Source organism: Serratia marcescens (genome assembly GCF_029846115.1).
GTDB classification, from domain to species: domain Bacteria; phylum Pseudomonadota; class Gammaproteobacteria; order Enterobacterales; family Enterobacteriaceae; genus Serratia; species Serratia marcescens_L.
Window position 1 is genome coordinate 4795795 of record NZ_JARVZZ010000001.1, and the last position, 19114, is coordinate 4814908.

Consider the following 19114-nt stretch of genomic DNA (forward strand, 5'->3'; position numbering starts at 1 on the left):
GCTATTGTGCGGATAATTATTGTAAAATCAATGTTTGAACATCACATGACGAATGGCGGTGTAATCCTCCAGCCCGTACATCGACATATCCTTGCCGTAACCGGACAGTTTCTGGCCGCCGTGCGGCATTTCGCTCACCAACATGAAGTGGGTGTTCACCCAGGTGCAGCCGTATTGCAGGCGGGCGCTCAAGCGATGCGCGCGGCCCACGTCGCGGGTCCACACGGACGACGCCAGCCCGTAGTTGGATTCGTTCGCCCAGGCCAGCACCTGCTCTTCGTCGTCGAACGGCGTCACCGTCACCACCGGGCCGAACACCTCGCGCTGCACGATCTCATCCTCCTGGCGCGCGCCGGCCAGCAGCGTCGGCTGGAAGTAGTAACCCGGCCCCTTCACCTTCTCGCCGCCGGTCACCACCTGCACGTGCGGCAACGCTTTGGCGCGCTCGACAAAACCGGCGACCCGCTCCAGATGCTGGGCGGTAATCAATGGCCCCAGCTCGGTGCTCTCGTCGTCCGGCGCACCGACCTTCAGGCTGGCCACCGCCTCGCCCAGCCGCTTCACCAGCTCGGGATAAATGCTTTTCTGCGCGTAGATGCGGCAGGCAGCGGTGCAATCCTGCCCGGCGTTGTAGAAACCGAAGCCGCGAATACCGTCCACCACCTGCTGCAGATCGGCATCGTCGAACACCAGCACCGGTGCCTTGCCGCCCAGCTCCATATGGGTGCGCTTAATGCCGGCGGCGGTGTGGGCGATGATGTGCTCGCCGGTGGCGATCGAGCCGGTCAGCGACACCATGCGCACCTTGTCATGCCCGGTCAGCCGATCGCCGACGCCGGCACCGCGGCCGAACAGCACGTTGAGCACCCCCGGCGGGAACAGCCCGGCGGCCAGTTCGGCCAGTTTAAAGGTGGTCAGCGGCGTCTGCTCCGACGGCTTGATCACCACGCAGTTGCCCGCCGCCAGCGCCGGCGCCAGTTTCCAGGCCGCCATCATCAGCGGGTAGTTCCACGGCGCGATCGAAGCCACCACGCCGAGCGGATCGCGGCGGATCATCGAGGTATGCCCGGCCAGATACTCGCCGGCCGCCATGCCGGTCAGGCAGCGGCTGGCCCCGGCGAAGAAGCGAAACACGTCGGCCACCGCCGGCAGTTCGTCGTTCAACACGCAATGATAAGGCTTGCCGCAGTTGAGCGATTCCAGCCTGGCGAAGGTCTCGGCATGCTCGTCGATCAGATCCGCCAGCTTGAGCAGATGCTCGGCACGCGCCTTCGGCGTGGTTTGCCCCCAGGCGGCGAACGCGGCGTCCGCCGCCAGCACCGCGCGATCGACCTGCTCCGGGCTGGCCTCCGCCACCTGCGCGATCACTTCGCCGGTCGCCGGGTTATACACCGGCTGGGTCGCGCCCTGGCCATTCACCAGGTGGCCATCAATCAACAGTTGGCTTTGCATAGGGTTATCCTTTTATCAGAGGTCGGGTAAGGAAATTATTTGCCGCTGCCGGCGACGCTTTCCCCACCTTTGGTCAGGTAGTAAGCGCCGAGGATCGGCAGCATGGTCAACAGCATCACCGACAGCGCCACCACGTTGGTGATCGGCACGTCGCGCGGGCGACCGAGCTGGTTCAGCAGCCACAGCGGCAGCGTGCGCTCGTGGCCGGCGGTAAAGGTAGTCACGATGATTTCATCGAACGACAGCGCGAACGCCAGCATGCCCCCGGCCAGCAGCGCCGAGCCGAGGTTCGGCAAGATCACGTAACGGAAGGTTTGCCAGCCGTCGGCGCCGAGATCCATCGACGCTTCGATCAGGCTGTACGAGGTGCGGCGGAACCGGGCGATGACGTTATTGAACACGATCACCACGCAGAACGTCGCATGGCCGACGACGATAGTCAGGATGCCCGGCTCGATGTTCAGCGCCTTGAATGCCGCCAGCAGCGCCAGGCCGGTGACGATCCCCGGCAGCGCGATCGGCAGCAGCAACAGCAGCGAAATGCTATCCTTGCCGAAGAAATCGCGCCGATACAGCGCCGCCGCCGCCAGGGTGCCGAGCACCAGCGCGATGGCAGTCGCCAGGCAGGCGATCTGCGCCGACAGCAGCACCGCATCGAGGATATCCTGCCGCCCGGCGGCAACGTTGAACCAGTGCAGCGTGAAGCCCTTCGGCGGGAAGCTGAAGGCCGCGTCCTCGGTGTTGAAGGCGTAGATGGCGATGATCGCCAACGGGAAATGCAGGAAGATCAGTCCGCCCCAGGCGGCCAGCTTCAGCCCTAAGGGCGCGCGTTCAGAGTGCATCGAAAGCCCCCAGACGTTTGACGATGGAAAGGTAAATGGCGATCAGGACGATCGGCACCAGCGTAAAGGCCGCGGCCATCGGCATATTGCCGATGGCCCCCTGCTGGGCGTACACCATGCTGCCGATGAAATAGCCCGGCGGCCCCACCAGCTGCGGCACGATAAAGTCGCCCAGCGTCAGCGAGAAGGTGAAGATCGACCCGGCGGCGATGCCCGGTACCGCCAGCGGCAAAATGACGTGGCGGAAGGTCTGCGCCGGTCGCGCGCCCAGATCCGCCGAGGCGTGCAGCAGCGAGGGCGGCAGGCGCTCCAGCGCCGCCTGGATCGGCAGGATCATGAACGGCAGCCAGATATAGACGAACACCAGAAAACGCCCCAGCCCCGAGGTCGACAGCGTGTTGCCGCCGACGCCGGGCACCGTCAGCAGCGAAGCCAACAGCGGCTCCAGCCCCAGGTGCTGCAGGAACCACTGCGCCACGCCGTCTTTCGCCAGCAGCAGGGTCCAGGCGTAGGCTTTAACGATATAGCTGGCCCACATCGGCATCATCACCGCGATGTAAAAGAACGCCTTGACGCGGCCGCTGGTGTAGCGCGCCATGTAATAGGCGATCGGGAACGCCAATACCGCGCTGGCCAGCGACACCAGCACCGCCATGGTCAGCGTGCGCAGGATGATGTCGTAGTTGGCCGGGTTGAACAGCGCCGCCAGGTTGGCGAAGGTCAGATCCGGCGTCACCGCCATGGTGAAATCGTCGAAGGTGTAAAACCCTTGCCACAGCAGCGTCAGCAGCGAACCGAGGTACACCGCGCCGAACCACAGCAGCGGCGGCACCAGCAGCAAAAGCAGATACAGCGTCGGCCGGCGATAAAGCCAGGTTGACAGCGCGCGCACGGTACCGCCGCGCGCCGAGGGGGAATCGATGCTCATGTCCATCTCACCTCTCCTCCAGCAGCGGCACCATCGCCGCGCGCGGCCAGCAGGCGACGATCGGCTGGCCGATCTGCCGCTGTTGCCCTTCGGCGAGCCACTGCGGATTGGCCTGGCTGACCAGCAGCTTCTCGCCGCCGTTCAGCGTGATTTCATATCGCGTGGCCGCGCCCTGGTAATGGATTTCCTGCAGCGTGCCCTGCACCTGGATCTCGTCCTGCGCCGCGCCGCCGTGCTCCAGCAGGCGGATATGTTCCGGCCGGATCGAGAAGGTTCGGCTTTCGCCGAGCAGGCGCTGCGCCAACTCGCTGCGCACCACGTTGGAGGTGCCGACGAACTCGGCGACGAACGGCGTTTTCGGCCGCATGTAAAGCTCACGCGGCGTATCCACCTGTTCGATGCGGCCGTTATTGAACACCGCCACCCGATCGGACATCGACAGCGCTTCGCTTTGATCGTGGGTGACGAAGATAAAGGTGATGCCCAGCTGGCGCTGCAGCTTCTTCAGCTCCCCCTGCATCTGCTCGCGCAGCTTGAGATCCAGCGCGCCGAGCGGTTCGTCCAGCAGCAGCACCCGCGGCCGATTGACCAGCGCGCGCGCCAACGCCACGCGCTGCCGCTGGCCGCCCGACAGGTGCGCCGGCTTGCGTTCGGCAACGAAACCGAGCGCCACGCTCTCCAGCGCCTCTTGCGCCCGCGCCAGCCGCTCGCGTTTGGCGACGCCCTTCACCATCAGGCCGTAGGCGACGTTTTCCAGCACCGACATGTGCGGGAACAGCGCGTAATCCTGAAACACGGTGTTCACGTCGCGCTGATACGGCGGCAGGCTGGCGGCTTCCTGGCCGTGGATGCGAATCGAGCCGGAAGTGAGCTGTTCAAAGCCGGCGATCAGGCGCAAGCAAGTGGTTTTGCCCGAGCCGGACGGCCCGAGCATGGAGAAGAATTCCCCATCCTGAATGTCGATGGATACCCGATCCACGGCGCGAACATCGCCGAAAGTCCGCGAAACATCGATGAATTGCACGGCAATGGTCATTTTCTGTGCTCCATACTGATGTAGTTCGGGCGCAGCGGGCTGCGCCCTGCGGCTTAGCGGCCGCCCATGATGGCGATGTAATCCTGGGTCCAGCGGCTGTACGGCACGAACTTGCCGCCCTGCGCCTGCGGCGTTTTCCAGAAGGCGATTTTGTCGAACTGGTTGAAGCCGTTGGTTTCGCAGCCCTTCTCACCCAGCAGCGCGCTGGCCTTGCAGCCCGCCGGTGACGCCGGCACCGACCCGAACCAGGCCGCCACATCGCCCTGCACCTTCGGCTCCAGCGACCAGTTCATCCACTGGTAGGCACAGCTCGGGTGTTTGGCGTCGGCATGCAGCATGGTGGTGTCCGCCCAGCCGGTCACGCCCTCTTTCGGGAACACGGTGGCGATCGGCTGCCCCTCGCCCTTCAGGGCGTTGGCCTGATATGGCCAGGCGCTGGAGGCCACCACGCCTTCGTTTTTAAAGTCGCTCATCTGCACCGAGGTGTCGTGCCAGTAGCGGTGGATCAGCGCGTGCTGGCTGCGCAGCAGCTTCAGCGCCGCCTGATACTGCTCTTCGTTGAGCTGATAAGGATCGCTGATGCCAAGCTGCGGCTGGGTGGCCTTCAGGAACAGCGCCGCATCGGCGATGTAGATCGGGCCGTCGTAAGCCTGCACCCGGCCCTGATTGCTCTTGCCGTCCGGCAGATTCTGCTGCTGGAAGATCACCGCCCAGCTGTCCGGCGGCGTCGGGAAGGTTTTGGTGTTGTACATCAGCAGGTTCGGCCCCCACTGGTACGGCGTGCCATAGGTTTTGCCGTCCACGGTGTACCAGGCGCCGTTCAGCAGGCGCGGATCGATGTTCTTCCAGTTCGGGATCAGCGCGGTGTTGATCGGCTGCACCCGATTACCGAAGATAAGGCGCAGCGAGGCGTCGCCGGAAGCGGTCACCAGATCGTAGCCGCCCTTGGCCATCAGGCTGACCATTTCATCGGAGGTGGCGGCTGTCTTCACGTTCACCGCGCAGCCGGTTTGCTTTTCAAACTGGGTGACCCAGTCGTAGTTTTTGTCGGACTGGCCGCGTTCGATGTAGCCGGGCCAGGCGATGATATCCAGCCGGCCTTCGCCTTTGCCCAGCGACTGCGGCAGATCGGCCGCCTGGGCCAGGCCGCACAGCACGGTGAGACAGAGCGCGGAGACGGTGGTGGTGACTGCGGTAGTTTTTCTCATCGTAATTACCCCTGTGTTGCGTATCTGTGTGCGGCAGGGAACGGCTGCCGCCTGATTTTGCTTTATAGAACCGCTAGAAGCTGGCTTTGAACTTCGCCATTACGTGCCTGACAACGCTGTAATCCTGCAGCGAATCGCTGGACAGATCCTTGCCGTACCCGGAGCGTTTCAGGCCGCCGTGCGGCATTTCGCTCGCCAAGGTGAAATGGGTGTTGATCCAGGTGCTGCCGTACTGCAGATGGGCGGCGATGTGCAGCGCCCGATCGACATTTTGCGTCCACACCGACGAAGCCAGCCCGTATTCCGAGTCGTTGGCCCACTCGACCGCCTGCTCCAGGTGTTCGAAACGCGTGATGCTGACCACCGGGCCAAACACCTCGCGCTGCACGATTTCGTCGCTTTGCAGGCAGCCCGCCAGCAGGGTCGGCTGGTAATAGAACCCCGGCCCGGAGTGGGCCGCGGCGCCGGTGATCAATTCGATATGCGGTTGGCTGAGCGCCCGCTCGACGAAGCTGGCGACGCGATCGCGCTGACGGCTACTTATCAACGGGCCGATCTCGTTGTCCTGATCGCGCTTGCGGGCGAAGCGCAGGCTGGCGACCGCCTCGCCCAGCGCGTCCACCAGTTTGGGATAGATGCCCGCCTGCGCGTAGATGCGGCAGGCGGCGGTGCAATCCTGGCCGGCGTTGTAATAGCCGTAGGTGCGGATGCCGTTGACCACCTCGTCGAGATCGGCGTCGTCGCAGACGATCACCGGCGCCTTGCCCCCCAGTTCCAGGTGGGTACGCTTGACGCTTTTGGCCGCCGCCTGAAGAATTTTTTGCCCGGTGACGATATCGCCGGTGACCGACACCAGCCGCACCTGCGGATGCCCCACCAGCTGGCTGCCGACCCCTTCCCCGCCGCCGTAGACGATATTCAGCACGCCCGGCGGCAGGATATCCTGCAGCGCCGGCACCAGCGCCAGAATGGTCAGCGGCGTATGCTCGGAGGGTTTAAACACCACGGTATTGCCCGCCGCCAACGCCGGCGCAATCTTCCACGCCGCCATCATCAGCGGATAGTTCCAGGGGGCGATCGAGGCCACCACGCCGATCGGATCGCGGCGGATCATCGAGGTGTGACCCGGCACATACTCGCCGGCCAGCTGCCCTTGCTGCGTGCGCACCGCGCCGGCGAAGAAGCGGAACACGTCGACCGCCGCCGGCAGATCGTCATTGAGCGCCTGATGCAGCGGTTTACCGCAGTTGAGGGCTTCCAGCTGCGCCAGCTGCGGCGCCTGCCGCTCGATGGCGTCGGCGATGCGCAGCAATAGAGCGGCGCGCTGGGCCGGCGTGGTGCGCGACCAGTGGCCGAACGCCTGCTGCGCGGCTTTCACCGCGCCGCCGACCTGCGCCGAAGAGGCTTCGGTCAGGGCGATCAGCGTCTCGCCGTTGGCCGGATTGACGATGCACTCCTGCTGGCCTTCGCCGTCGACCAACTGACCGTTAATGAACTGCTGACAGGACAAACCTGAGAGAACCTGCACATCTGCCATCGCCTGACGCCCCTAAGTGACAAAAACGTTAACCAAATGTGAATAAGTTAGTTTTAATCAGCCTAAGCGAGCCTCTGGCGGGCAACAAATTCTAAATACTGAACGCCGCGTTCGATTAAATCGAATGCTTAAGCCCGGCGGCATGTTTGCTGCCGTTCTCGCGCGCGATGGTAAGGAACGGCGTCACCAGCTCCGGCCGCGCGCTGCCGCGCCGCCACGCCAGCCCGATATCCAGCGGCTCCAGCAGATCGTCCAGCTTGCGCGCTTCGATCATGTTGCCCTCGAGCGACCAGGCGCGGTACGCCATATCCGGCTGGATGGAGACCCCCATCCCCGCCGCCACCAGGCTGCGCACCGCCTCGGTCGAGGCGGTCTTCATGGCGATCTCCGGCTTCAGCCCGGCGCGCGACCAGATGCGCCGCGCGTGCACGTCCATTTCATCGGCGTTGAGCTGGATCAGCGGCTGTTTGGCCACGTCCGCCAGGCTGATGCTCTCGTGCTCCAGCAGCGGGTGCAGCGGCGGCAGCCACAGGCGATACGGCGAGTGCATCAGCACCTCGGTCTGCAGCGCGTCACGGTCTTCGATGTTCGACAGGATCAGCACGCCGATGTCGATCTCGCCGCTGACCAGCAGATGCTCGATATACGGGCGCTCGTCTTCAACCACCTGCACGGTGACGTTGGGATAGGCCGATTTAAAGCGCGTGAGCAGCTCCACCAGGAAGTAGCCGGCCACCAGGCTGGTGACGCCGACGGTCAGCTTGCCGGTCAGGCTTTCGGTGCCGATCTGCAGGCTGCGCTTGGCGTTGTCCACCGTCGCCAGGATCAGATACGACTGGCGCAGGAACTGATGCCCCTGATGGGTCAGCGTCATGCCCTTGGCGTGGCGATCGAACAGCCGCACGCCAATCTCGGTTTCCAACTGCTGGATCGCCAGCGTCAGCGAAGACTGGGAGACAAACACCGCCTGGGCGCCGGCGGAGATCGACCCGGTTTCCGCCACCGCGATAAAGTGGCGGATTTGGCGTAACGTCATCATCCCTATCGCCTTTCAAGCCGCTGCGTTGTTGTCTGCGTGCGCTTACCCCAGTCACTTACTTGAGTAAGCTCCTGGGGATGCACGCCCTTGCCGCCAAGCCGCAACTTGAAATTCATTGGGGATCACCTCAATCAAGATAGTTAGATTGATTGTAGATCCCGCGAGAAAAGCGATCGGGAAAAGTATCAAAAACGCGATAGCGTTCGCTTTTTTAGAATGCCGACGGGCAAAAAGGGGGGAAACGGCGAGGCGAAGAAGCATGATGCGCGGGGAGCAGAAATGACAAGGGCGCAGCACGCTGCGCCCTGATGGCCGATGATCCTGCGGAGGATCAGATCGCTTCTTCGTCCTGCTCGCCGGTACGGATACGCACCACGCGCGCCACGTCGAAGACGAAGATTTTGCCGTCGCCGATCTTGCCGGTCTGCGCAGTCTGCATGATGGTTTCCACGCAGGTGTCGACGATGTCGTCGGCAACCACGATCTCGATCTTCACCTTAGGCAAAAAGTCGACCATGTACTCGGCACCGCGGTACAACTCGGTGTGGCCCTTCTGGCGGCCGAAGCCTTTCACTTCGGTGACCGTCATGCCGGTGATGCCCACTTCGGCCAGCGCTTCGCGGACGTCATCCAGTTTGAACGGCTTGATAATCGCGTCGATCTTTTTCATCTTCTTTCCTTTTACCAATTTTTGCGGCCAAAACCGGATGTGATGGGGTAGCGGCGGTCTTTGCCGAAGTTACGGGCGGTGATGCGCGGCCCGACGGCGGCCTGACGCCGCTTGTATTCGTTGATGTCCACCAGGCGGATCACCTTGCGCACGATCGCTTCGTCGAACCCTTCAGCCACCAGATCGGCAACCGACTTGTCGCGTTCAACGTAGCCTTCCAGGATCGCGTCCAGGATATCGTACGGCGGCAGGCTGTCCTGATCGACCTGATCCGGCGCCAGCTCGGCGGACGGCGGACGATCGATCACCCGCTGCGGGATCACGTAGGAGACGGTGTTACGGTATTCGGACAGCTTGAACACCAGCGTTTTCGGCACGTCCTTCAGCACGTCGAAACCGCCGGCCATATCGCCGTACAGCGTGGCGTAACCCACCGCCATTTCGCTCTTGTTGCCGGTGGTCAGCACGATGCTGCGGCGTTTGTTGGACAGCGCCATCAGCACCACCCCGCGGCAACGCGCCTGCAGGTTTTCTTCGGTGGTGTCGCGCTCGGTGCCGGCGAACATCGGCGACAGCTGGCCCATAAAGGCGTCGAACATCGGTTCGATGGAGACGATATCGAACTCCACGCCGAGGATTTCCGCCTCTTCCTTGGCGTCGGCGATGCTGATATCCGCGGTATAGCGGAACGGCATCATCAGCGCCTGCACCTTGTCTTTGCCCAGCGCATCCACGGCGATCGCCAGCGTCAGCGCCGAGTCGATACCGCCGGACAGGCCCAGCACCGCGCCTTTAAAGCCGTTTTTGGTCACGTAGTCGCGCACCGCCAACACCAGCGCCTGGTACACCTGCGCCAGCTGCGGCAGCTCAGCGGCCGGATCGGCCATCGGCACCACGGCCAGCTCGTTGAATTCCAAACGAGTCACCTGCTCGTCGAAGGCCGCCAGACGGTGAGTCAGGGTGCCGGCGGCGTCGAATACCTTGGAGCAGCCGTCGAAGATCAGCTCATCCTGGCCGCCGATCTGATTGAGGTACACCAGCGGCAGCTGGGTGCGCTGGCAGTGGCCGGCCATCAGCGTTTTGCGGATATACGGCTTTTCGCGGTTATACGGCGAAGCATTAATCGACAGGATAATTTCCGCGCCCGCCGCCTTGGCGGCGTCGATCGGCTCAGGGAACCACAGATCTTCGCAAATCAGCAGACCCAGACGGTAGCCTTTCAGCTCCACCACGCAGGTGTCGTTGCCGGCGTGGAAATAGCGCTTCTCATCGAACACGCCGTAGTTCGGCAGCTGCTGCTTGAAGTAGCGGGTCAGCAGGCGGCCTTCGGCAAACAGCGACAGCGCGTTATACAGCTTGTCGCCTTCGCGCCACGGGTGGCCGACCAGGATCGCCGTCTCGGCGGAGGCCTGCTGCAGGCGCAGCAGCTGCGCGTCGCAGCGCTGATAGAAGTCATTGCGATACAGCAGATCTTCCGGCGGGTAGCCGGACAGCGCCAGTTCGCTGAACATGACCAGATCGGCTCCCGCCTTCTGCTGCTCCTGCACGATTTGCAACATGCGTTCGGTGTTGCCTTCAATGTCGCCGACCAGCAGGTTCAGCTGGGCCAGGGCGATGGAAAGTGATCTGCTCATTTGTGTACGATCCCGCTTAATACGTTCCATGGTGCTCTACGCCGGGGCGCGCCGCGGCAAAGAGAACGGAGTGTAAATCATTCCGCCGGATTTGTTGAGAACCTGCGTGGCAGGCGCCGGCGGCAAACTGTCATTCTTTAAAATCGTTGGCGTCCAGCTCGTGGCGCGACAGCAATTTGTAAAACTCGGTGCGGTTGCGGCCCGCCATGCGCGCGGCCTGGGTCACGTTGCCCTTGGTGATCTGCAGCAGCTTGCGCAGGTAGTGCAACTCGAACTGGTTGCGCGCTTCGGCGAAGGTCGGCAGCGCGGTGTTTTCCCCTTCCAGCGCCTGCTCCACCAGCGCTTCGCTGATCACCGGCGCCGAGGTCAGCGCCACGCACTGCTCGATGACGTTGACTAGCTGACGCACGTTGCCCGGCCAGCTGGCGGTCATCAGCCGCTTCATGGCGTCGGTCGAGAAGCTGCGCACGAACGGCTTGTGCCGCTGAGCCGCCTCGCGCAACAGGTGGTTGGCCAGCAGCGGGATATCTTCGGCGCGTTCGTTGAGCGCCGGGATCTTCAGGTTCACCACGTTGAGGCGGTAGTAGAGATCCTCGCGGAACTCGTTCTTCGCCATCGCCTTTTGCAGATCGCGGTGGGTGGCGGAGATGATGCGCACGTCAATGTCCAGATCGCGGTTGCTGCCCAGCGGCCGCACCTTGCGCTCTTGCAGCACGCGCAGCAACTTCACCTGCAGCGACAGCGGCATGTCGCCGATCTCGTCGAGGAACAGCGTGCCGCCCGCCGCCGCCTGGAACAGCCCTTCGCGGCTGCTGACCGCGCCGGTAAAGGCGCCCTTGGCGTGGCCGAACAGTTCGGACTCCAGCAGTTGCTCCGGCAGCGCACCGCAGTTGATGGCGATAAACGCCTTGCCGGCGCGCGGGCTGGCGGCGTGGATCGCCTGCGCCACCACCTCTTTGCCGGTGCCGCTCTGGCCGTTGATCAAGACGCTGACGTCGGACTGCGCCACCATTTTCACCTGCTCCAGCAGGCGCAGCATCAGCGGGCTGCGGGTGACGATGTCTTCGCGCCAGGCCTCGTCGCCGGCCGGGGTGGCCGACAGTGCGAGCGCCTCGTCGATGGCCTTATACAGCGCATCGCGATCCACCGGTTTGGTGAGGAAGCTGAACACCCCCTGCTGGGTGGCGGCCACCGCATCGGGAATCGAACCGTGCGCGGTGAGGATGATCACCGGCATGCCCGGCTGATGCTTTTGGATCTCGGCGAACAGCGCCATGCCGTCCATCTCGTCCATACGCAGATCGCTGATCACCAGATCGATCTGTTCGCGCGCCAGCAGGCGCAGCGCTTCCTGGCCGCTTTCGGCGGTGGTGACGTGAAAACCTTCGCTGGTCAGACGCATGCCCAGCAGCTTCAGCAGGCTGGGATCGTCGTCAACCAAGAGCAAATTGGCCGGTTTGCGTGCGGTCATTGCGCGTGGGACTCCTTATTGGCAGGGTGCGGCGTATAGGTGTCTTCCGGTTCAACCGGCAGCGCGGTGCCTTTTTCCGGTTCGTCCTGCGATTCAGCCCCTTTGGCGGCCGCGCCGTTTTTACCGGCGGCTTCGCCCTTTTGCGAACCTGCGCTGTTGTCCGGGATTTCCCCTTGCAGCTGCTTGCGCGAAGAGAGCTGGCGCTCGATATCGGTCAGGTTCTCCAGCTTGCGCGAGGTGTCCTGCAGCTGCGATTGCAGACGCGCCTGGCTCTGGCGCAGCGAATCGATCTGACTGTCGCTGCTCTCCTGCAGATGCTGATAGCGTGCTTTCTCATCGAACAGCGTGATCTGCAGCAATTGCTGCTGGCGCCACAGCTGCGTCAGCGGACGCAGTGAACCGGGGAATTCCATCCGGTAGCTGTTGATCCTGTCGATGATTTGGCGGCGTTCGCCGGAGGTCGGCTGCGCGCTGCCCAGCAGGATGCTCTGTTTGAAAACGCCGGACCAGCTGTCGCCAGGCACCGTTTTCGCCAGCGCACGCGCCTGGGTCGAGCCGATACGGTCGGCGCAGTCCATCGCGCGCAGCCAGTAGAGCGCGTTATCCACCGCGTCCTTGTCGTCCAACTGCCACAGGGTATCGCAAGCCGCGGTGCGGTAATCGATCACCTTGGTATCCGGGATCGCCTCTTGCTGCTGAGGGTTCAGGCCACCGCTGACGGCGCGATCGACGCAGCCCGCCAGCAACAGCGGCATAAAGAAGACGGCGCCCAACCAGCTGATCGGGCGTTTGCCGAGCGGCGCTCTGTGCGTGGCACGCGGTGAACGTTCGGTCTGTGAAAGACGAAGGCGTTTAGACCATGTGTACATTATTTATTCATTCTCGGCGGTTAACGGCAGTTCAATGCGGAAGCAGACGTCTGCACCGGCGACCGTCGCCAGTTGCAGCTCACCGCGCATGCGACGGATACAGTCCTGAGCGATGCTCAACCCCAGTCCGCTTCCTTTTACCGCCCCTTTTCGCTGGTGACTACCCTGGAAAAAAGGCTCGAAAATCATGGCTCTTTCAGCCTCGGGGATCGGCGTGCCGGTATTGGCGACGTCGATTTGCACCCGTTGTCCAACCTGACGGCTGCGGATCCAAATGTTACCGGATTCCTTGCCGTAGTGCACCGCATTGGAGTAGAGATTATCCAGCACGCGCATTAATAGCGTAGGCTCTGCCCAGCAGATTTCCGCCTCCAGCGTAATTTCGGTGGAAATCATCTTCGCCCGCGCCGGCAAACTGTGCGCGGCGACCACCAAATCGACCATTTCGCGCAGCTCGACGTTCTCGTGTTCCGCCGGGCCATCGGCCAGTTTGCGGTTGTAATCCAACAGCTGTTCAATCAGCTGCTGCAGATGGCGGCTGCTGTTGTCGAGTATCGCCACCACCTCTTTCTGATCGGAAGTCAGCGGCCCCGCCACCTCGTCGGCCAGCAGTTCGGTGCCTTCACGCATGCTGGCCAACGGCGTTTTCAGCTCGTGCGAAATATGGCGCAGGAACTCGTGGCGCTGCGACTCCAGCCACGCCAGCCGCTCGCTCAGCCAGATGATGCGCTGCGCCAGCGAACGCAGCTCGCGCGGCCCTTTGAATGACGCGGTGCTGCCCAGCGCACGCCCTTCCCCCAGGCGGTTGATCATCCGCTCCACGGCCTTGACCGGCCCGATGATCATGCGGGTGAACAGCACCACCAGCAGCACGCTGACCAGGAACAGCAGCAGCGCCTGCCAGCCGAAGAACTGGCCGCGCTCGGCAATGGCCTGCTGCAGCTGCTGGCCGCGCGAGAACACCACCGCGCGCGTGGCCTGCACCATTTCGGCGTTGGAACGGGAGAACGACTCGAGCAAGGCGGAAGCCTCTTGGTCCGGCCCGCTGTTATGGCATTTGATCGCCGCCAGTTGGGTCAGCAACTGGCGCAGCGTTTGGTAGTAGCGCTCGTCCGGCAGGATCGGCGCGTGGGCGTCCAGCATCTGCGAATACTGCTTGCGCTGGTTCTGGTACAGCTTCTGCAGCGTAGGATCGACCAGCACGCAGTACTGACGATAGCTGCGCTCCATCTCCAGCGCCACGCTGGTCATCGCCTCGCTGCGCCGCGCGTCCACCAGCGTGGTGCGGTTGATGTCCGCCGCCTGCGCGCTGAGGTGATCCAGACTCTGGTAGGCCTGATAGGCCAGCACCAGCAGCGGCAACAGCACCAACAGGAACGCCAGCAGCACCAATTGCCGCAGCGAACGGGGGAATAAACGCCATTTTTTCAACGAAATCATCTCATTCTCTCAGCTCTGTCACGATGCTAACTGACTCGCCGGAAAGAGAAAAGCCCGGCAAGGGAGAATCCTGAACGCACAAGGAAAAAGCTGCGGGTTCGGTGAACCGCGCCCATAGGCCTGGCCTGCCGACGGCATGCGGCCTCGGTAACATCAACCGGTGTGAAAGCAAGAGTGTGGGGAGAGCGTCTGCGTTCGAGGGCATAGGCAACGAAACAGGGATAAGCGCAGCATTGAGAATTGACATCGGGGCAAGAAACTTGCCCCAACGCAAGGAAAGTGTGGATGCCCTTAAGTCTCGTCCCCAGGGTGATGTAGCGCAGCGGCTGGCATCGAACAGGACGAATAGCATCCGTAAGTATCCAGGATTGATGAACCCTTCATCACAGTTGGATACAGGCGGTGCCTCACTCCACGTGTCGCCCGATGCTTGATAAAGCCGTTTGCACGGTCTGTTATCGGTTTGGTTGGACGATAGGCACCATTTCTTTGGCATCATTCGGAGGCTTATGAGGCGATTTGCCGTCTAATTACGGCGCCGTCATAAAAAGTTGAATGAGCAACCGACGAGAATAATGCACGTTGCGTGCCAACTTTGCAATAAAAATAATAACAACATGATTTTATTAAAAAAATAAAATTATACCAGTAAGTTTCTTTGCGCATCACGCCCCGATGAGCGATGAAAAAAACACCGCGCTGTCGCCAAATGCAGACAACTAAAGCCAAACCCGATTACCACCAATAAAATCAATTATTTAAATGTCTCCATTTAGCGACAGAGAAAATAGCGCCTGTCGCAAAATGCAGACACTGCCGCCAATCGCCGAACGCCGGCCATAAAAAAGGGCGCAATTGCTTGCGCCCTCTGTACGGTGGTGGCCGTTTTTAGCCCAGTTGCTTACGGGCGTTGCGGAACATGCGCATCCACGGGCTGTCCTCGCCCCACTCTTCCGGGTGCCAGGAGTTGCTGACCGTGCGGAACACGCGTTCCGGGTGCGGCATCATCACCGTGGCACGCCCGCTGGCGCTGGTCACGGCGGTAATGCCGTTCGGCGAACCGTTCGGGTTAGCCGGGTAAGCTTCCGTCACCTGACCGGCGTTGTTGACGAAACGCAGCGCCACCAAACCGTGGCTTTCCAGCGCCGCCAAATGCGCCGCATCGCGCACTTCGACATGCCCTTCGCCGTGGGAAACGGCGATCGGCATACGCGAACCGGTCATGCCCTGCAGGAACAGCGACGGACTGGCCGCCACTTCCACCAGGCTGAAGCGCGCCTCGAAACGATCCGACAGATTGCGCACAAAACGCGGCCAGTGTTCTGCGCCCGGGATCAGCTCGCGCAGGTTGGACATCATCTGACAACCGTTGCACACACCCAGCGCCAGCGTCTGCGGACGGTGGAAGAACGCTTCGAACTCGTCACGTACCCGCTCGTTGAACAAGATAGACTTCGCCCAACCTTCGCCGGCGCCCAGGACGTCGCCGTAAGAGAAGCCGCCGCAGGCCACCAGCGTGTGGAAGTCCTGCAGATCGCGGCGCCCTGCCAGCAGATCGCTCATGTGCACGTCCACCGCGTCAAAGCCGGCGCGGTGGAACGCCGCCGCCATTTCAACGTGGGAGTTCACCCCTTGCTCGCGCAGCACCGCCACTTTCGGGCGAGCGCCCTTGGCGATGTACGGCGCGGCGATGTCTTCCTCCGGTGCAAAGGTCAACTTCACGTTCAGGCCGGGATCTTGTTCATCCTGCTTGGCCTGATGCTCCTGATCGGCGCACGCCGGGTTGTCGCGCAGGCGCTGCATCTGCCAAGTGGTTTCCGCCCACCAGGTGCGCAGCGTATTGCGGCTTTCGCTGTACAGCGCCTTGCCGTGTTGGGTGATGACGAAACGATCGCCGGCCTGCACGCTGCCGATGTGATGCACGTTGTCGATCAGTCCGTGCTGAGCAAACGCCTGCTTCACGTCGTCGAGACGTTCGGCGCTCACCTGGATCACCGCGCCCAGCTCTTCGTTAAACAGCACCGCCAGCGCATCGTCGCCGAGGCCGTCGAGGTTGACGTCCACACCGCAGTGACCGGCGAAGGCCATCTCCGCCAGCGTCACCAGCAGGCCGCCGTCGGCGCGGTCGTGGTAAGCCAGCAGCGCTTGATCGGCCACCAGCTGCTGCATGGCGTTGAAGAAGCCCGCCAGCTGCGCAACGTTGCGCACGTCGGCCGGTTTGTCGCCCAGCTGGCGGTAAACCTGCGCCAGCGCGGTGGCACCCAGCGCGTTATGGCCGTTGCCCAGGTCGATCAACAGCAGCGCGCTGTCGCCCTTATCGGTGCGCAGCTGAGGCGTCACGGTGTGGCGCACGTCCTCCACGCGGGCGAAGGCGGTGATGACCAGCGACAGCGGCGAGGTCATTTCGCGCTGTTCGTTGCCTTCCTGCCAGCGGGTTTTCATCGACATGGAGTCTTTGCCCACCGGGATGGTGATGCCCAGCGCCGGGCACAGCTCTTCGCCCACCGCTTTCACCGCTTCGTACAGGCCGGCGTCTTCGCCCGGGTGGCCGGCGGCGGCCATCCAGTTGGCGGACAGCTTCACGCGCTTCAGGCTGCCGATTTCGGTGGCAGCCAGGTTGGTCAGCGCTTCCCCGACCGCCAGGCGGCCGGAGGCGGCGAAGTCCAGCAGCGCCACCGGCGCACGTTCGCCGAGCGACATCGCCTCGCCGTAGTAGCTGTCCAGGCTGGCGGTAGTGACCGCACAGTCGGCTACCGGTATCTGCCACGGGCCGACCATCTGGTCACGCGCCACCATGCCGGTAACGGTGCGATCGCCGATGGTGATCAGGAAGGTTTTCTCCGCAACGGCCGGCAGATGCAGCACGCGTTTCACCGCGTCGGCCAGCGTGATGTTCTCACGCTGCACCGGCTGGCCATTCGCCTGCAGGCGGGTAACGTCGCGGGTCATTTTCGGCGTCTTGCCGAGCAGCACGTCCAGCGGCATGTCGATCGGCTGGTTGTCGAAGTGACGGTCGTTCAACGTCAGGTGCTGTTCTTCGGTCGCTTCGCCGATCACCGCATAAGGTGCGCGCTCACGGCGGCAGATCTCGTCGAACTGCGCCATCTGCGCCGGGGCAATCGCCATCACGTAACGCTCCTGCGATTCGTTGCACCACACTTCCAGCGGGCTCATGCCCGGCTCGTCGTTGAGGATATCGCGCAGCTCGAAGCGGCCGCCGCGGCCGCCGTCGCTCACCAGCTCCGGCATGGCGTTGGACAGGCCGCCGGCACCGACGTCATGAATAAACAGGATCGGGTTCTGGTCGCCCAGCTGCCAGCAGCGGTCGATCACTTCCTGACAGCGGCGCTCCATTTCCGGGTTGTCGCGCTGCACCGAAGCGAAGTCCAGATCGGCATCGGACTGACCGGACGCCATCGACGAGGCCGCGCCACCGCCCAGGCCGATATTCATCGCCGGGCCGCCCAGCACCACCAGCTTGGCGCCGACGGTGATTTCCCCTTTCTGCACGTGATCGGCGCGGATGTTGCCGATGCCGCCCGCCAGCATGATCGGTTTGTGGTAGCCGCGCAGCTCGACGCCGTTGTGGCTGTTGACGCGCTCTTCATAGGTACGGAAGTAGCCCAGCAGCGCCGGACGACCGAATTCGTTGTTGAACGCCGCGCCGCCCAGCGGGCCTTCGGTCATGATATCCAGTGCGGTGACAATGCGTTCCGGCTTGCCGAAATCCTGCTCCCACGGCTGTTCAAAGCCGGGAATACGCAGGTTGGACACCGAGAAGCCCACCAGGCCGGCTTTCGGCTTGGCGCCGCGGCCGGTAGCCCCCTCGTCGCGGATCTCGCCGCCGGAGCCGGTCGCGGCGCCCGGCCACGGCGAGATCGCCGTCGGGTGGTTGTGGGTTTCCACCTTCATCAGGATGTGCGCTTCTTCCTGATGGTAATCGTACTTGCCGTTGTCCGGCGCGGCGAAGAAGCGGCCGACCTGCGAGCCTTCCATCACCGCGGCGTTGTCTTTATACGCCGACAGCACATAGTCCGGCGTCTGCTCATAGGTGTTCTTGATCATCTTGAACAGCGATTTAGGCTGCTGTTCGCCGTCGATGATCCAATCGGCGTTGAAAATCTTGTGGCGGCAGTGCTCGGAGTTGGCCTGCGCGAACATATAAAGTTCGATATCCGTCGGGTTGCGCCCCAAACCGGTAAAGGCATTCAGCAGGTAGTCGATCTCGTCCTGCGCCAGCGCCAGGCCGAGCCGGACGTTGGCCTGCTCCAGCGCGGTGCGCCCTGCGCCCAGCACGTCGACCGACTGATACGGCGCTGGCTGATGGTGCGCGAACAGCTGTTCGGCCTGTTGCAGCTCGCTGAAGACGGTTTCCATCATGCGATCGTGCAGCAGCGCGGCAAGCTGGCGCCACTGGGTTTCCGTCAGCTCGGGCGCCTTGACGTAGAACGCCAGGCCGCGCTCCAACCGCACCACCTGCTGCAGACCGCAGTTGTGGGCGATGTCGGTGGCTTTGGAAGACCAGGGAGAAATGGTGCCCGGACGCGGCGTGACCAGCAGCAACCGGCCTTCAGGGGCATGTTCGGCGAGAGAAGGACCGTACTTGAGCAGCCGCTGAAGTTTGGCGTGTTCTTCGGCACTGAGCGGTGCGCTAACATCGGCAAAGTGGACGTACTCGGCGTAGATATCACTGACGGGCAGGTGGGCGTCCTGGCAGCGGGACAGCAGTTTGGTAATGCGAAAAGCCGATAAAGCGGGCGAACCACGCAGAATTTCCATAATCAAAGTTCTCTCGTCTTCGAAGCGACGGATAAGACGCTTCATTGGGCGCAACAGGGGAAAACGCGCGTCATTATAGAGAATCCTCGCCGCCGACGAAACCGTTTGCGTAGGGATTATTGATAAAAGCGTGCCGCACCGTCGAATTGTCATAACGTGTCAATAAAGTTGCACACTGGCGTTTTGTTGCGCAAAATGCCCCCGCACTG

The 19114-nt window shown here is 62.7% G+C and carries 13 protein-coding genes; all 13 read right to left on the bottom strand.

Going from position 1 to position 19114, the window contains the following annotated elements; translation table 11 throughout:
- Nucleotides 1-27: 27 nt before the first annotated feature.
- Nucleotides 28-1452 (bottom strand): aminobutyraldehyde dehydrogenase, encoded by a 1425-nt coding sequence (gene patD / locus QDT79_RS22920; RefSeq protein WP_063990549.1) that lies wholly within the window; start codon nt 1450-1452, stop codon nt 28-30.
- A 35-nt stretch (nt 1453-1487) separates the two neighbouring features.
- Nucleotides 1488-2294 carry an ABC transporter permease gene (locus QDT79_RS22925; RefSeq protein WP_033648928.1) on the bottom strand — a complete coding sequence of 269 codons (807 nt, stop codon included), beginning with the start codon at nt 2292-2294 and terminating at the stop codon, nt 1488-1490.
- Entirely contained in the window at nt 2284-3228 is a 945-nt protein-coding gene (locus QDT79_RS22930; protein ID WP_025303927.1) for an ABC transporter permease, read from the bottom strand. Before QDT79_RS22930 ends, QDT79_RS22925 begins: the two co-directional genes overlap by 11 nt.
- Before the next feature lies 1 nt (nt 3229).
- Nucleotides 3230-4258, bottom strand: coding sequence for an ABC transporter ATP-binding protein (locus QDT79_RS22935; protein ID WP_063990551.1), 1029 nt, complete (start codon nt 4256-4258; stop codon nt 3230-3232).
- 53 nt (nt 4259-4311) lie between these two features.
- Nucleotides 4312-5466: a putative ABC transporter substrate-binding protein YdcS gene (gene ydcS / locus QDT79_RS22940; RefSeq protein ID WP_308317112.1), complete on the bottom strand. Its 1155-nt coding sequence runs from the start codon at nt 5464-5466 to the stop codon at nt 4312-4314.
- 73 nt (nt 5467-5539) lie between these two features.
- Nucleotides 5540-7003, bottom strand: coding sequence for a gamma-aminobutyraldehyde dehydrogenase (locus QDT79_RS22945; RefSeq protein WP_308317113.1), 1464 nt, complete (start codon nt 7001-7003; stop codon nt 5540-5542).
- Between the two features lie 115 nt (nt 7004-7118).
- Entirely contained in the window at nt 7119-8042 is a 924-nt protein-coding gene (locus tag QDT79_RS22950; RefSeq protein WP_038874511.1) for a LysR substrate-binding domain-containing protein, read from the bottom strand.
- A 331-nt stretch (nt 8043-8373) separates the two neighbouring features.
- A complete protein-coding gene (gene glnB, locus QDT79_RS22955) occupies nt 8374-8712 on the bottom strand; it encodes a nitrogen regulatory protein P-II (RefSeq protein WP_004847623.1) in 339 nt (112 codons plus the stop codon).
- Nucleotides 8713-8723: 11 nt separating this feature from the next.
- Nucleotides 8724-10346, bottom strand: coding sequence for an NAD+ synthase (locus QDT79_RS22960; protein ID WP_308317114.1), 1623 nt, complete (start codon nt 10344-10346; stop codon nt 8724-8726).
- Between the two features lie 130 nt (nt 10347-10476).
- Nucleotides 10477-11817 carry a two-component system response regulator GlrR gene (gene glrR / locus QDT79_RS22965; protein ID WP_025303931.1) on the bottom strand — a complete coding sequence of 447 codons (1341 nt, stop codon included), beginning with the start codon at nt 11815-11817 and terminating at the stop codon, nt 10477-10479.
- Nucleotides 11814-12686, bottom strand: a complete 873-nt coding sequence (gene qseG, locus QDT79_RS22970) for a two-component system QseEF-associated lipoprotein QseG (RefSeq protein ID WP_308317115.1) — start codon at nt 12684-12686, stop codon at nt 11814-11816. Before qseG ends, glrR begins: the two co-directional genes overlap by 4 nt.
- 3 nt (nt 12687-12689) lie before the next feature.
- The gene (locus tag QDT79_RS22975; RefSeq protein ID WP_049200747.1) at nt 12690-14126 is read right to left on the bottom strand and encodes a sensor histidine kinase; all 1437 of its coding nucleotides are present in this window, start codon (nt 14124-14126) and stop codon (nt 12690-12692) included.
- A gap of 888 nt (nt 14127-15014) precedes the next feature.
- Nucleotides 15015-18908, bottom strand: coding sequence for a phosphoribosylformylglycinamidine synthase (gene purL / locus QDT79_RS22980; RefSeq protein WP_308317198.1), 3894 nt, complete (start codon nt 18906-18908; stop codon nt 15015-15017).
- Nucleotides 18909-19114: the final 206 nt, after the last annotated feature.